The sequence below is a fragment of the Microvirga sp. 17 mud 1-3 genome (assembly GCF_003151255.1).
GTDB lineage: Bacteria > Pseudomonadota > Alphaproteobacteria > Rhizobiales > Beijerinckiaceae > Microvirga.
Window position 1 is genome coordinate 3,822,211 of the sequence record NZ_CP029481.1, and the last position, 15,290, is coordinate 3,837,500.

The window sequence follows — 15,290 nt, forward strand, 5'->3', positions numbered from 1 at the left end:
TTTAACGGCCTGTCCATCGCTTCACTGTTCAGGGCTTGGGCGAGAAGCGCGAGGCTACGGTGCGCTGGTCCGCGGAGGGCTGCACGGCGATGTCCGCACTATGGGCCCAAGTGGCCATTTCATAATGCAGCGGCAGGATTGCCTTCTCTTCCTTCACGATCTCGGCGATCTTGCGGAACAGTTCAAGGCGTTTGCCCTCCTCGTTCGTCCTTTGTGCCTCGCGCAGCAGGTTGTCGACCTTGGCATTGGAGAAGCGTCCGCGATTGGACGAGCCCATGCCTTCCTTAGTGTTGCGGGTCGCCACTAGCGAGCGGAAGGTATAAATGCCCTCACGCGAGCCATTGCCCCAGCCGCCGAGATAGGAGCTGAACTGGTACTTGTTGCGCTTCTCCGAGAAGATCGAGAAGTTTGACGCATCCACCGACGTCTTGATGCCGACGCGGGTCAGCATCTGCGCCAGCGTCTCGGCAATGCGCGCGTCGTTGACATAGCGGTTGTTCGTTGCGCCGATGACCAGTTCGAAGCCGTTTGGATAGCCGGCCTCGCTCAGAAGGGCCTTAGCCTTTTCCGGATCATAGGAATCCGGGGCGAAGCCCGTCTCGAAATAGCCGAAGCTGCCGGGCGATAGAAGCTGGCCGGCTGACTGAGCCTGGTCGCGCATCACCTTTTCAACGATGACGTCGCGGGAGATGGCGTGGGTGACGGCTTCGCGCACGCGCTTGTCCTTGAACGGGTTCTTGCCATCAGTGCCCTTAATGCCGGGCGTCGGCTCCTGCTCGACATCGAAGGCCAGATAGATGATGCGCTCCGATACCGTGCCTGTCACGGCCAGCTTGTCGTTAGCCTTGATTCGGCTGAGATCCTGGAGTGGCGGGCGTTCGATGAGATCGACCTCGTGGGAAAGCAGGGCGGCAACGCGCGCCACATCATTAGGAATGATGCGCAGGGTCACCTTATCCCAGACCGCCTTTCCCTCGCGGTATTTGTCATTGGCGACCAGGTCGATCTTCTCGCCGGGAACGAAGCTCGTATATTTGAACGGGCCTGTACCGACGGCAAGGTCAGTCGAATTGTATTTGTCAGTCGGCCCCTCGACGAAGCCGTTGCAGCCTTTCAATCCGAAGGTGACTGCGCCCGCGCCGGCCGTCTCGGCCGAAACGATCATGACGTCAGCGAGGTCGACCGGAAGGATGGGATAAGGCCCCTTCGTCGTGATGCGAATCTGATGGGGACTCAGCGCCTCGATATTCTCTACGGCCTGGATCTGGCCCATGAACGAGCCGGGGCTGTCCTTGATGGTAGGAATACGGCAGATCGAATAGATTACGTCATTGGCCGTGAAGGGCTTGCCATTGGAAAAGGTCACGCCTTCGGCGAGATTGACGATCCAGGTCCTCTCGTCCGGCGCTTCCCAGGATTTTGCAAGGCCGGGTGCGGCGCGGCCGGATTTCTCATCAATTCGGAACAGAGGCTCGAACACATGCATGCTCAGCGCACTGTTGGGCGTCAGGTTGTGAAAATGCGGATCTAGCGTGGTTGGCGGGCTCGACAGGGCGATACGAATTGCATTTTCCGCCGCCGCCGCTGCGCTCGTTGAGAAGATCACTGCGAGGGCAGCACCCTTCAAGGATGCAGACATAGTGCGTCCGTTAGTTCGCGTCATTCTCATACTTCCTCCCACCGGATTTCCGTCAATTGCACGGAGAACTTAGATTTTTTTTACCTTACGCAGGCTGGCATTAGTCGGGCCGCCGATATGGAATCGGTATACGAGTATTCTTGTATACGCAACCCGATTATGCTGATAGGAGAGGAAAATGGGAGCGCGGCAGTGACCGAATGTCGACCGACTGCAGGGAGTGAGAGCCAAGTGAATCTGCTTGAAATTGAAAGCCTGGGCGTTGCATTTCCGCTTCGCCGAAAGTCCGTCCAGGCGATCGATGGTCTTTCGCTTACCATCGCTGCCGGCGAAGTAGTCGGCGTTATCGGCGAGTCGGGCGCCGGCAAATCGACGGTGGGCCGCGCCATCATCAACCTTATTGACGTCCCAGGTTACGTGAGCGGCGGCAGGATCAGCTTTCAGGGCAGAGATCTGCTGAAACTCGGCGAGACCGAGCGAAACGCAGTTCGTGGCCACAAGGTCGGCTACATCTTTCAGAATCCGCTGACCTCACTGAACCCGGTGCTGAGCATCGGCCAGCAGATGATCGAGACGATCGTGCGATTGCGGGGCCTGTCCATAGCCGAGGCGCGTAAGGAAGCCATCGGTCTACTCGAACGGGTACAAATCCCTAATCCCGCAGAGAGACTGGAGCAGTTCTCGCATCAACTGAGCGGCGGCCAGCGTCAGCGCGTGGTAATCGCCATCGCAATCTGCGGCAATCCGGCCCTGCTGATCGCCGACGAGCCGACCACAGCGCTGGATGTGACGATCCAGGCATCGATTCTGTCCCTGATCAAGGAACTATGCGTCGAGCGCAACATCGGTTGCCTTCTCATCACGCACGACATGGGTGTCATCGCCACGATGGCCGACAGAGTCTATGTGATGCTGAACGGGCGTCTGGTCGAGCAGGGTACGGCTCAGCAGGTTATTTCCTCGCCCCGGGAGCCCTACACGAAGCGGCTGATCTCAGCGATTCCGCCTATGAGCCGTCGTCTGCATCGGCTTTCAGCACCTTCGCTGGTCAGTGCAAACCCAAGCGGCGATCTACAAAAAGCAATGGACTATCTGCAGGGCGGCAAGAAGGCAGAACGCAAGGCAAGTCAGGAACCGGTCGTCGAGGTCCGTAACTTGTGCAAGACCTTCATGCGTAAGAGCGGCTTTCTGAGCAAGCCGGCGCCACCGTTTCATGCCTTGAGCGATATTTCCTTCGTCGTGAACGAGGGCGAGACGGTTGGCATCGTTGGCGAGAGCGGCAGCGGCAAGTCGACGATCGGGCGCATCATGCTAGGCCTGCTGAAACCGACGTCGGGAACGATCCTCTATCAAGGCGTTGATGTGAATGCGCCTGCCTCTGCCAGAGATGCAATGCGGCGCAGACTGGACATGCAGATCATCTTCCAGGATCCGTCCTCCTCGCTGGATCCCCGCATGCAGATCGGCCGCTCCATCGCCATGGGCATGAAGATCCATGGGCTCGTGAAAAGCAATGCTGAACGAGAAGCCATCGTGCGCGGCCTCCTAGAGCGGGTCGGCCTGCCGCCGAATGCTGCCGAATGCTATCCGCACCAGTTCTCTGGCGGACAGCTTCAGCGCATTTCAATTGCGCGCGCGCTGGCGTCGCGCCCGAGATTCATCTTCTGCGACGAACCCACTTCGGCCCTCGACGTGTCCTTCCAGGCCCAAGTTCTGAACCTGCTGAAGGACTTGCAGGACGAACATGGCTTGACCCTGCTGTTCGTCAGCCATGATCTGGCCGTCATCCGCCAGATGTGTGACCGCATTATCGTCATGGAACGCGGCCGCATGCAGGAAATCGGCGGTAACGACCAAATTTTCCATGATCCGCAGAGCCCTTACACACAGGAGCTACTGCGCGCCATGCCTACTGTGGACAGGGTTTTAAGCAGTCTGACCTGACCAATCCCATCCCGGAATACCATCCAACAAGGTGGCTGTAGAAGCAGGCACCTTGAATTTATAATCTTCAGGAATGACAAGAGATGACCGTTCTCGCCAAGATAGCCATGCCCGCCGGCCAGTTGCCGAGCCTCGATTGCCAGGTGCAGCGCATCGGCCATGGCATGGAGCACCAATTCTTTGGCTATTACAACAAGACCCCCTGGGATCCCAGCGGACGCTACCTCCTGTGCCAGCGCGCGCCGATGATGACTGGCGACCTAACGGGAAAGGAGGTTGCCCAAATCATCTGCATCGACAGCGCGAACAATTATGCAATGCAGGTCGTGGGGGAAACCACGACTTGGAACTGGCAGATGGGCGCGCAACTTCAGTGGCTGGAGGGTCTGCCCGGCCGCCAGATCATATATAATACCCGCGCTCCGGACCGCCGGCCGGGAAGCTTTAACAACAGCTTTCGTGCAACGATCACTAATCTGGACGACGGCGAGACTCGGCATCTGCCATTGCCCATCTACGTCATTGCCCGCGATTCCAGCTTTGGGCTGTCGATCAACTACTCGCGGCTCGAGGTGACCCACAAGACGATCGGCTATCGCGCCACGGGACCGGAGCCGGAACTGGCTCTGGCTCCGGAGGACGACGGGATCATCTGGATGGATCTCGCGACCGGCGAAAACCGCCTCATCGTCTCCCTGGCCCAACTATGCAACCACCAGCCGCGCGCTTCGATGGACAAAGCGATCCATTGGGTCACCCATCTGGAGATCAATCCTTCGGGAACCCGGTTCCTCTTCATCCATCGTTGGACCGAGCGGGTCGAGGATGAGACCTGCTTCCTGCATCGCCTCTATAGCTGCAATTCCGACGGCAGTGACCTGCAACTCCTGGAATGCAGCGACCACCCACTCCCTCAGTTGGCAGACGATTTCGATCCTTCGACCGTAGGTACCTTCGACTACGAGAAGTCGGAATACCAGATTTCACATCCGCTCTGGCGGGATGATGACACGCTGATCGTCTGGGGACCGCACATGGGTGAGATCGGCTATCATCTCTACGATGTCGTCAGCGGCGAAGTCACCCGCATCGGTCGTGGCGTCCTGACCGAGAACGGTCACATGACCTATTCGGCCGACGGAAAATGGCTGCTTTCGGATACCTACCCTGACTCCAAGACCAATATCCGCAAGCTCCTGCTTTGGGATGCGGAGAAAGAAGTCTGCCATTGTGTGGGGGATTTTTACACCAGTCCGGATCTTGGTAAGCACAATCGTTGCGACCTACATCCCCGCTGGAGCCGAGATCATCGTTTCGCCTGTATCGACTCTGTGCATGAAGGGCTCCGATCTATGTATTTGGTTGACCTGACATCGATCATAAGCTGCGTGTCAGAAGAGTAGGAGACTATGCCCTTACGCGCTTCGATCTATCTCAATTCGACAGGCTATTCATGTGGACTGTACTAGCCTTGCACCCTTGAGGAGTCATACACAAACTAGCCACCGGTTGTGGCGCTATCGACGCAAATGCCACGTAGAAGTGAGCGGCATCCATGCATGGTTAGAGGGACGTACCATGCTGCCAGGCACCTTCATATGAGGATACTTCGTGAAGCTCGACCGTGCGCCTGTCTCAGAAGCGGTCCGCCGCGAACGGCCGCGCATCGGCGAAGGTCGGCTCCCCTGTGATCATTTCGGCCAGCAGCCGTCCGGTCGCCGGGCCGAGCGTGAAGCCATGGTGGGCGTGACCGAACGCGAACCACAACCCTTTGTGACGCGGCGCCTCCCCGATGACCGGACGCATATCCGGAAGGCATGGCCGGTTGCCGAGCCAGGGGGTTGTCTCGACGGCCTCGCCCATCGGAAGAAGTTTCCGCGCGATGGGTTCGAGGCGGTTGATCTGAACCGGCGTCGGTTTTGAGTCGCGCGGCGCAAACTCGATTCCGGTGGTCAAGCGGACGCCCTGCGTCATCGGAGCGAGAACGTAGCCATATTCGACGTCGACGATGGAATTGCGCAGACCATCCGTTTCCGCCTGCCGGAAGTGGCGGTGATAGCCACGCTTGACTTCCAGAGGAATGCGATAACCGAGCGGCTTAAAAATCGCATCGGACCAAGCGCCGAGGGCAACCACCACGTTACGAGCATGAACCGGACCATCGCGATCTTGCAGCGTCCAGCCTTCTTTATCCCAACTGAGAGACCTCGCGTCACCGCTCAGTATCGCACCGCCTTGGCTCTCAAACAGGCGCGCATAGCTTTGCGTGATGGCGCCAGGGTCCGACACTGTCCAAGGGTCTTGCCATTGAATTGCGCCGGCCGCCTCTCCCCGCAAGCCCGGCTCAAGCTGCTTCAGGCTCTCCCAACTCAGAACCTTGGATTTCAATCCGTACGGATTGAGGAGATGGCGCGTCTCGACCGCTTGGCGAAGAACGCTCTCTGACCTGAAGAGCTCAAGCCAGCCGTCCTTGCGAACCAGATTCCCGACGCCCGCGGCCTCGATCAATGGCTGATGCTCGACGATGGAGTTCTCGATCAGAGGCAGCATGGCGCGGGTGGCATCGGCAAGCCGTTGAGGCGATGACTGCCGCCAATATTCGAACAGCCACGGCGCAATGCGTGGGAGAAACGACCAATGAAAGCGCACATCCAGGCGCGTGTTCGTGGCATATCGAAGAAGCGCCGGCATCGAACGCGGAAACGCATAAGGGATAACACTGGACCTCTCAATGAGACCCGCATTCCCATAGCTGGTTTCTTCGCCTGCACCGCGCCGGTCAAGCAACGCGACCGCGCGACCGCGCGCCTGGAGATGAAGGGCGGTACTCACTCCAACGATACCCGCGCCGAGCACGACAGCATCAAAACGCTTCACAATAAACTCCGTATTCTGCCTGCCGCGCTCACGTCGTCATGCCGGTTCGCTCAATTGCGGGTATAGTCTAGTCGGTAGGTTGGAATGGCGGCGCATTCCGCCCCACGTGGCCGACAAACTGCCCGTAGCTGCGGGCAATTTGGTTCAACCGATCTTCAATGCCGGCGCCCAGTTCGACAAAGACTGCGTTCACCAGAAGATGCACGAAGGTCACGATACAGGCTGAACTCGCCCAAAAAAGATTGAGCTCGGTTGGAATATAGAAAGCTTCGCTCGAGCAATCTTTCGCCCAGCCATTATACTCATCCGTGATAATGGTGACGGGCACATCGAGCTCATGAGCCTGGCGAGCCAGCAATTCGGCCTGCTGCGAATAGCGACGGTTCTCAAAGATCACCAAGGCCATTTTCTGCGGATCCCCGAGCAACACCTCGGCGAAGTGCCCGGAGCCGACATCGACCAATTGCACGCCATCTCGCAGATATTGAAGATGCAGTGCCATCATCATGGCGTTACTGCGCTCGGTCTGGAAGCCTGCGATCAGGATCTGTTTCCGAGTGGCAATCCGCTTCGCTACGGTCGCCATCTCACGGCCCTGCGCCAGCTCGTACACCTTTACGAGGCCTTCGATATGCAGCTCAAGGGAGCGGGGCAGTGTCTGACCAGTGCGTCCGTTGCGCTGGAACTCCTGAAGCCGCTCACCGAGGCGCCAAGGGCTGTCGCTCAGATCGTCGCGCAATTCGGCCTTGAACTCTTTGAAATGCCGATAACCGAGGGAACGGCAGAACCGGCCCACCGTGACCTCGCTGACACCGATCTTCCGCGCGAGGGACGCCGAGCTTTCAAAGGGCAGATACCGCAGATTGGCGAGGATATATTGCGCGATCGCCCTTCCTGAAGGAGTCGTGTCGGCGAGCTTATCTTCGAGGACTTTTCGAATACTCTCGCTCACGTCACTCTCCGTATGCTGTAAGGGCGTAACATATCCGTCCCCGATCGGAACTCCTTGTCAAGTAACTCTGTTCAAAAGTCAGACAGCACCCTCATCCAGATGGCAGGCCATCTGCTGGCCCACGCCCACGTCTCGCAGCACCGGCTCCTCGCGGCGGCAACGGTCGAACGCGAATGGGCAGCGCGTATGAAACCGGCAACCCGGCGGGGGATTCATCGGGCTCGGAACGTCCCCCTGCAAGATCATCCGCTTCGCCTTGTTTCGGGGATCGGGCACGGGCGCCGCGGACATGAGCGCGCGCGTATAGGGATGGCGCGGCGTGTCGAAGATCGCATCCCGTCCACCGATCTCGACCACGCGGCCGAGATACATCACGACCACCCGGTGCGCGATATACTCGACGACCCCGAGATCGTGAGAGATGAAAAGGTAGGAAAGGCCCAGCTCCTCCTGCAGGTCCTTCATAAGATTGAGGACCTGCGCCTGTACCGAGACGTCGAGCGCCGAGACGGGCTCGTCGGCGATGATCGTGCGTGGGCCGAGCGCCAAAGCGCGCGCGATTCCGATACGCTGGCGCTGCCCCCCGGAAAATTCATGCGGAAGCTTATCAATCCCTTCGGGACGCAAGCCCACTTTCCTGAACAGTTCCGCGACCTTTTCCCGCCGCGCAGCACCGGGGAACATGCCGAAATTCTCCAGTGGCTCCGCCACGATCTGCCCCGCCGTAAGACGGGGGTTGAGACACGCGAAGGGGTCCTGAAACACCATTTGAATCTGCTGGCGAGCCAGGCGCATTTCTGCCCGTGACAGCGCCGTGATATCCTGCCCCTCCAGAATGATCTCGCCGGCCGTCGGCTCCATCAACCGCATAGCAAGTTTACCAACAGTCGACTTCCCGCATCCGGATTCACCCACAATGCAGAGGGTTTCGCCGCGGTTGAGCGCGAAGCTCACCCCGTCCACTGCCCGCACGTGTCTTTTGGCGCGGCGCAGAAGGCCGCTTGGCACGGGGAAGTGCTTGGTCAGATTGCGGACTTCCAGCAGCGTTCCCGAGGAGGCCACGTTCATCGCGTTGCCGGGCTTAGAGTTGGGAAGTGTCGTCATCCGGGCATGACCTCCGATGCGTGGTGGCAAGCTGCAAGGTGTCCAGCTCCAACATCCCGGATTTCGGGTGTCTCGGTTCGGCAGAGGGCGGTCGCATGAGGGCAGCGAGGCGCGAATGCGCATCCTACGATTTCCTCACGCAATGATGGGACGACGCCGGGAATTTCAGTGAGGCGCTTATGTCCCCGCCCTCCGAGCCTCGGCATCGAAGCCATGAGCCCTCGCGTGTAAGGGTGAGCGGGACGATCGAACAGCTCTTCGACCGTGGCTTCCTCCACCTTCCGACCCGCATACATGACGATCACGCGCTGGCAGGTTTCAGCCACCACCCCGAGATCGTGAGTGATCAGAATCACGGATGTGCCGGTGCGATCCTTGAGGCTACGGACAAGGTCCAGGATCTGCGCCTGAATGGTGACATCAAGTGCGGTCGTGGGTTCGTCGGCGATCAGGAGTTTTGGATTGCATACCAAACCCATGGCGATCATGACCCGCTGGCGCATGCCGCCGGAGAACTGATGCGGGTAGGAATCGAGGCGGCTCTTGGGCTCCGGAATCTGCACGAGCCGGAGCATCTCCAATGCGCGAGCCCTGGCCTGCGACTTGGACACTCCCTCATGTATCCGAACAGCTTCGGAAATCTGATGGCCCACCGTCATCAATGGATTGAGGCTGGTCATCGGCTCCTGAAAGATCATCGCCATGCGCTGGCCGCGCAGACCGCGCATATACTCCTCGTCTCGCCCGACCAGTTCGTCGCCTTCCAGGCGGACAGAGCCGCCGGTCACGCGGACGCCACGGGTCGGCAGCAATCCCATGATCGAGAGCGCGGTCACGCTCTTGCCACAGCCGGACTCACCCACGACTCCGACGGTCTCGCCCTTGTGCACGTCGAAGGATACGCCGTCGACGGCGCGCACGACCGCATCCTCCAACAGAAACTGGACCTTGAGATCCCGAACAGACAGCAAAGGGGCGGTCATGATCACATTCTCCGGGCCATGCGGGGATCGAAGCGGTCTCTGAGACCGTCGCCGAGGAGGTTAACCGCCAACACCACGAGCCCTAGGGCCAGCGCAGGGCAGAAAATGGTCCACGGCGCACGCCCCAGATACAACCGGCTGGAGGCTATCATGTTACCCCAGGTGGGAACATCAGGCGGCATACCAGCGCCGAGAAACGAGAGGGAAGCCTCCACCAGAATGGCGGATGCACACACATAGGTCGCCTGAACGATCAGCGGTGCAATCGTCGAAGGCAGGATGTGGCGCACAAGGATCTTTCCCGTACGAGTTCCGGTCGCTACGGCCGCTTCGACATATTGGTTCTCACGGGTGGAAAGGGTCACCGACCGCACCAGACGAACAACACGCGGAATTTCCGGGATGATGATCGCCAGCATAACGACGCCGAGGCTGCTCCCCATCAGCGCTACCATCGCGATAGCCAGCAGAATCGACGGGATGGCCATCAAGCCATCCATGACGCGCATGATCGGCGCATCCAGGCCGCGGAAATAGCCGGCCAGCAACCCCAGAACCATTCCGATGAGGACCGACACGGCAGACACGGACAGTCCCACGATCAGTGACACACGCGCGCCGTAGATAGTGCGGGCGAAAACGTCGCGACCCAGATGGTCCGTTCCGAACAGAAATGTCTCCGATGGCGGAAGCAAGCGGCGGCTGGGCTGCATCGTTACCGGATCACCAGCTATCAGTGGCGCCGCAATGGCGGTGAGCGCCATGAGGATCAGGATCAGCGCACCGACGAACATGAGTGGATTGCGGCGAACGGCACGAAAGAGCCGGGCAATGGCCGGCTTGGCGGGTGCGGCGTTCCCGATTGCGATAGTGTCCGTCATGTCAATACCTGATCCGTGGGTCGATCAGCGTGTAAAGCACGTCAATCAGCAGATTGATCAGCACGTAAACGCCCGAGAAGATAATGATAGCGCCTTGAATGACCGGGTAGTCACGCTTGGCGATCGAGTCGACCACCAGTCGGCCGACGCCCGGTAGGTTGAACACTGTCTCGGTGATCACCACCCCGCTGATCAGCATTGCAAATCCAATGCCGATGATCGTGACGATCGGAACTCCGGCATTACGCAGAGCGTGACCGATCAACATGCCTCGGGCGCTCACGCCTTTGGCACGTGCCGTGCGCATGTAATCCTGCGACAGGATTTCCAGCATCGATGCGCGGGTGATCCGAGCAATCAGCGCCACATAGGAGGTGCCAAGTGCGATGGTCGGCAGGATAAGGCCCTTCGCCCACGGCAAGACACCTTCTGCAATGGGTGTATATCCCTGAACCGGCAGCCATTTGAGCTGCATGGAGAAGATGTAGATTAACACGTAGCCGACGACGAAGACCGGCAGCGAGAATCCTACGATGGCGCCGCCCATGAAGACCTGGTCGATCCAGCTTCCGGCCTTCCAGGCCGAGACGACGCCAATCGCAACTGCAACCAATGCAGCGAACAGAAGCGTCGTGACGGCCAGCGATACTGTCGGCTCCAGCCTCTCGACAATGAGATTGATCACCGGTGCCTGCGTGAAGACCGATATGCCAAAATCACCCTGGAGAACCCTCAGACTCCAATTCATGAACTGAACCAGGAGCGGCTGATCGAGCCCGAGGCCTTTGCGGATCGACTCAATCTGCTCTGCGTCAGCATTGTCTCCTGCGATCAACGTCGCCGGATCGCCAGGAGAAAAATGCAGGAGTAGGAAAACGAAAACACCGACAAGGACCATTACCACAAAGGTGCTGATCAGGCGGCGGACAACATATGCGAACATGGGGCGTGTACTTCCCGCTCTGGATAAGGCAAGCCGCCGGGACTGGCCCAGATAGGTGCATACGCAGGAACCGGTTTCCGGACCTGTGCGCTTTCGGCATATCGCCGCAGTTGGCTCCGGAGCGTCGCTGATTGCTGCGACGCTCCGGTTGATGCATTTACTTCTTTTCCATGTTCCAGAACGGCACGACCTCGGGAACGCCGATCACACCCGTGACGTTCTTGCGCCAGGCCGCCGCGCGATAGAATTGTCCGAGATACATATGGGGCACGAAGTTCCAAGCATTTTCCTGGATCTCTTGTGCTACGGCCTTCTGTCCCTCAAGGGTCGGCGTCCGCGCCCATTTTTCACGCAGGGCCTCCTGCTTCGGGTCGTTGGGCCAGCCGAACCATGCAGCCTCGCCATTGGTGGCATGGCCGGATGCCGTCACCGGGTTTGACAACGAATGTCCGGTCGCGGCGGTAAAGAAGATGCTCCATCCGCCCTCTGTGGGAGCCGCCTTGCTGTTGCGACGTACCAGCATCGTACCCCAGTCGCTGGTGGCAAGCTCCGCATTGACGCCCGCCTGCTTCAGCCATTGCACGGTAAGCAATGCCGCCGGGTTCGCGAGGTAATGCGTGGTCGCATGCAGAACCACAACTGGCCTGCCGTCATAGCCGGCCTTCTTGAAGAGTTCGCGCGCCTTCTCGATGTTCTGGCCGCCTTTCAGCCAGTCGGTGTTTACGTCGCTCTCCATTGCGGTGTCGCACGCAAGATACGCGCCGCACTTCTTCCAGAGGTCAGAGCTGCCGAAGGCAGCGCGCATGATCTCCTGCTGGTCGATCAGATAGAGCATTGCCTGCCGGGCATAGACGTTGTCGAAGGGAGGGTGCAGATGGTTGACACGCATCCATCCCATGTGCCCGGTCTTGTTCAGAACCTCCACATTGAGGTTATTGTCGCTGCGCAGGACATCCAGAAGATCCTGGGGCGGCATTTCCATGAAATCGATCTCGCCGGCCTGCAATGCGCTCATGGCCGTCTGTTCGTCGGCCATGTTCTCGAATATGACCCGCTCAACCTTCACGACCTTTCCGCCCGCCGTGCCTGAGGGCGGCTCTTTGCGCGGCACGTAACCCGGATTGCGGTCATAGACATAACGATGACCGAGCTGGGTTTCCTTCTGATTGAAGACGAAGGGGCCGGAACCGATATATTCCGTGATCTGCTGGTTCGGATCAGTCAGCGCCTCTTTCTTGCGCATGATGACCGTTCCATTCTCGGCCAAAGCGTTCAGCACAAGGCCGTACGGCTCGCTGAACACGATCTGGAACGTCTTCGCGTCAACGATCGGCATATCCTTGACGTACTGCATCATATGCTTGCCGGCATTGTTGCGGGCGCCCCAGCGGCGGAGCGACGCGACGACGTCTTCCGTTGTCACGGGGCTGCCATCGGAGAAGGCAAGCCCGTCGCGCAACGTGAACGTGTGCGTCAGCTTGTCGTCCGAGACCTTATGCTCGCCGACCATCTGCGGCTGCGGCACGTAATCCTTATCGAGACCAAACAGCGTGTCATAGATCATCGCGCCGTGGTTGATCGTGATGTTGGCTGTCGTCCAAACCGGATCCAGAACACGCAGGTCGGCATGCATGACAGCGCGGATCGTGTTCTTGCTGTTAGGTGCTGCAATTGCATGCCGAATGCCCGGCATTGCGGCAGCCGCAATGAGCGCAATGCCGCTTAGCAGAATTGTGCGCCTGAAAATCTTGGTCTTCGTGGTCGACATGCCGTTCCCTTTGTTCTCTTGATGGAAGGTGGTTCTTGTGATTGCGCAGCTCTTGCGGCGGCGCTCCTCAGATCAGCTTGTAGCCATCCGAGATGTCGTCCAGCGGCCAGATGGGGCGCTGGATCTTCTGATAATTGAGCATGTTCTTGTCGCGCCGCAGCGGACCGTCCGCCTGGGCATAGATGACCTCGGTTCCAACCTTGGAGTAGGAGGCATAGAAGTGCTGCGAGGACTTCACCACAATGATCTGCTTGGAGGCCAGATCGACACCGAGATTGGTGAACAGATCAGAACCCATCGCCTGCGCGCGGGTCGAAATCAGCGCCACGTCGATCCCGTTGAACCGGATGGCGGCCGCGTCTCCCACGGGAACTTTCGAGCCCGCGAAAGTCTGCCAGGAATTTTTCACGCAAGAGACGATTTCGACCTCGGCGTCGATCGGCAACCCGGATTCAACGGCGCATTTTCCACCGAACCGCAGCATCATCCTGGCACCCTCGCCGGCATCGAATGCGAAGCGGACCGCCATGGGATCCCAGACCGGCCCTATAGCGGCCGACTCGACGCCACGCTCCATCAGGCGGCGAATGAACGTGGTGTTGTCGGACGGAGCGCCGCCACCAGCGTTGTCACAGGTATCGGCGATGATGACGGGCCCCGGTCGTGACAGTGCGTAATCGATCGCTCCATCGACATCATAATAAGCAGGCTGTGCCGACTCGCGCATACCGATGAGCTCTCGCCCCAGCTTTTGAGCGAGCTCGTCACCATAGTCCTTGGCATCATTGGTAATGACGAGAATGCGGGCAGTTGTCTCTGGCACGTCACAATGGGAGAAGCTGTGCCCAACCGAGATCGAAAGGATGCCGTTCTTGCCTTCCATCCCCATGATGCGGTCCACGTAGCTGCGCATTGGATCAACGGACGTGGGAAAATTGGCGAGCGTACGGCAATCCCAAACCGACTTCACGGGCTTGATTTCCCCGCGGATAGCCTGCTGCACCAGGGTGAGCAATTCTTCGCCCCGCTCGACGAAATCAGTATGCGGGTATTCCTTGAACAGGATGATGATATCCGCGAGCGCACAACGTTTGACGGTCAGAGCACAGTGCGGATCGAGTTCGATCCCGATGACGCAATCCGGCCCGACGATGGCGCGAGCGCGCTCCAGCAGATCACCCTCGCAGTCATCATAGCCTTCGGCGACCATTGACCCGTGCAGCCCGAGCACGACGCCATCGACCGGCATCGCGGCCTGCAGCTGACCGAGAATTTCGTCGCGCATGGTTTCATAGGCATGACGCGTGGCCTTGCCGCCGGGCTGGGCCGCGTAGCATGTCCCCTCGATCAATTCGAATCCGTCCACTGCAGCGCGCCGCCGCGCCACCCATAGCGGGGCAGTCTGATGGGATGGCGTCTCGGGATGTGTGCCGGGCGGATAGTGGAGCTTGTCGAGAAACGACTGGTACGAAGTGGGCAGAGTCAGAAACGTATTTGCTTCCAAAGCCAGTGCTGCAGCGAAGATACGCATGACGAAGTTGTCCCTCGATAGACACTCTCAATGACGCGAAGTTTAGTCTCGCTTCTTAGACATCACTTCGGCAAACCTCCGGACTGATGCCACGAAACTCGCTTCAACATCGGCGGGAATTTAGGATCTGGCAGCCGCGTGATTGCAGCTGACCATCGTCGAAGCGACCGCCCCAACTGGGCCATGGTTGTGCCAGCTTTCTGTCATCTTATCAAGAATGCTTGTTTTGGTACCTTCATTGCTGACGGTGAGATGCTTTCTGAGGACGGCCTAGAGGTGAGCGTTAAACATGCTCGTGGGCGATCCACCGGAGAACTCATGTTTGCCAGACTTACGGAGCGCTGTTCGAACCGTGGCTGTCTCGGCTGTTGAGCCAATCTCTGCGGGTCAGGTACCAGGCGTCTTCGCAGAGCCGTTCTGAGGATCAGGCCCCTAGGCCGTTCCGCGACGCCCCCTGGGTTGCGGGCAAGCCCCGTCATGCGGCTCGCGTGTGTAGCGTCTTAGGGCGCAGCAATTCCTCGCTCCTGGGGACAGGCGGGGAACGCTAAGGAAGTGCACATCGCCTCAGGGTTGTTTCTCTCGTGCTCGCACGGGGCGCCAAGCCCTGCCGTGCAGGGCATACTGCTACCAGCTACAGATCCCAAGGAGCGCATCAATGGCGACCAAAG

12 protein-coding genes (1 of these 12 running past the window's edge) are annotated in these 15,290 nt (G+C 59.1%); 3 read left to right on the top strand and 9 right to left on the bottom strand.

Going from position 1 to position 15,290, the window contains the following annotated elements:
• Positions 1–28 precede the first annotated feature (28 nt).
• Complete coding sequence (locus C4E04_RS17985; protein WP_162559456.1) at positions 29–1,663, bottom strand: ABC transporter substrate-binding protein; 1,635 nt, start codon at positions 1,661–1,663, stop codon at positions 29–31.
• 207 nt (positions 1,664–1,870) lie between these two features.
• Between C4E04_RS17985 and C4E04_RS17990 the strand changes: the two genes are divergently transcribed.
• Positions 1,871–3,583, top strand: a complete 1,713-nt coding sequence (locus tag C4E04_RS17990; protein WP_109599631.1) for an ABC transporter ATP-binding protein — start codon at positions 1,871–1,873, stop codon at positions 3,581–3,583.
• Between the two features lie 83 nt (positions 3,584–3,666).
• Positions 3,667–4,986: a hypothetical protein gene (locus C4E04_RS17995; protein WP_245416153.1), complete on the top strand. Its 1,320-nt coding sequence runs from the start codon at positions 3,667–3,669 to the stop codon at positions 4,984–4,986.
• Positions 4,987–5,218: 232 nt separating this feature from the next.
• On the opposite strand, the gene C4E04_RS18000 is transcribed toward C4E04_RS17995, so the two are convergent.
• The 8 genes from C4E04_RS18000 to C4E04_RS18035 form a co-directional block, all read right to left on the bottom strand.
• A complete protein-coding gene (locus C4E04_RS18000; RefSeq protein WP_109599633.1) occupies positions 5,219–6,460 on the bottom strand; it encodes an FAD-binding oxidoreductase in 1,242 nt (413 codons plus the stop codon).
• 67 nt (positions 6,461–6,527) lie between these two features.
• Positions 6,528–7,412, bottom strand: coding sequence for a MurR/RpiR family transcriptional regulator (locus C4E04_RS18005; RefSeq protein ID WP_109599635.1), 885 nt, complete (start codon positions 7,410–7,412; stop codon positions 6,528–6,530).
• Between the two features lie 78 nt (positions 7,413–7,490).
• On the bottom strand, positions 7,491–8,516 hold the full coding sequence (locus tag C4E04_RS18010) for an ABC transporter ATP-binding protein (protein WP_305777681.1): 1,026 nt from the start codon (positions 8,514–8,516) through the stop codon (positions 7,491–7,493).
• A complete protein-coding gene (locus C4E04_RS18015; RefSeq protein ID WP_109599637.1) occupies positions 8,513–9,499 on the bottom strand; it encodes an ABC transporter ATP-binding protein in 987 nt (328 codons plus the stop codon). The genes C4E04_RS18010 and C4E04_RS18015 overlap by 4 nt, the downstream gene beginning before the upstream one ends.
• 2 nt (positions 9,500–9,501) lie before the next feature.
• Entirely contained in the window at positions 9,502–10,380 is an 879-nt protein-coding gene (locus C4E04_RS18020) for an ABC transporter permease (protein ID WP_109599639.1), read from the bottom strand.
• A 1-nt stretch (position 10,381) separates the two neighbouring features.
• Entirely contained in the window at positions 10,382–11,323 is a 942-nt protein-coding gene (locus tag C4E04_RS18025; protein ID WP_109599642.1) for an ABC transporter permease, read from the bottom strand.
• Between the two features lie 157 nt (positions 11,324–11,480).
• Complete coding sequence (locus tag C4E04_RS18030; RefSeq protein WP_109599644.1) at positions 11,481–13,091, bottom strand: ABC transporter substrate-binding protein; 1,611 nt, start codon at positions 13,089–13,091, stop codon at positions 11,481–11,483.
• 67 nt (positions 13,092–13,158) lie between these two features.
• The gene (locus C4E04_RS18035; protein ID WP_109599646.1) at positions 13,159–14,622 is read right to left on the bottom strand and encodes a M81 family metallopeptidase; all 1,464 of its coding nucleotides are present in this window, start codon (positions 14,620–14,622) and stop codon (positions 13,159–13,161) included.
• 655 nt (positions 14,623–15,277) lie between these two features.
• Between C4E04_RS18035 and C4E04_RS18040 the strand changes: the two genes are divergently transcribed.
• Positions 15,278–15,290, top strand: partial view of a peroxidase-related enzyme gene (locus C4E04_RS18040; RefSeq protein ID WP_109599648.1) — the 5' portion only. It continues 566 nt past the right edge of the window; 13 of the gene's 579 nt are visible here — the first part of the coding sequence; its start codon is at positions 15,278–15,280; its stop codon lies off the right edge, out of view.

Coding starts and splice junctions, on each gene's coding strand:
- C4E04_RS18035 (WP_109599646.1), bottom strand. CDS start 14,622: ATGCGTATCTTCGCTGCAGCACTGGCTTTGGAAGCAAATACGTTTCTG.
- C4E04_RS18020 (WP_109599639.1), bottom strand. CDS start 10,380: ATGACGGACACTATCGCAATCGGGAACGCCGCACCCGCCAAGCCGGCC.
- C4E04_RS18010 (WP_305777681.1), bottom strand. CDS start 8,516: ATGACGACACTTCCCAACTCTAAGCCCGGCAACGCGATGAACGTGGCC.
- C4E04_RS17995 (WP_245416153.1), top strand. CDS start 3,667: ATGACCGTTCTCGCCAAGATAGCCATGCCCGCCGGCCAGTTGCCGAGC.
- C4E04_RS17985 (WP_162559456.1), bottom strand. CDS start 1,663: ATGACGCGAACTAACGGACGCACTATGTCTGCATCCTTGAAGGGTGCT.
- C4E04_RS18025 (WP_109599642.1), bottom strand. CDS start 11,323: ATGTTCGCATATGTTGTCCGCCGCCTGATCAGCACCTTTGTGGTAATG.
- C4E04_RS18015 (WP_109599637.1), bottom strand. CDS start 9,499: ATGACCGCCCCTTTGCTGTCTGTTCGGGATCTCAAGGTCCAGTTTCTG.
- C4E04_RS18030 (WP_109599644.1), bottom strand. CDS start 13,091: ATGTCGACCACGAAGACCAAGATTTTCAGGCGCACAATTCTGCTAAGC.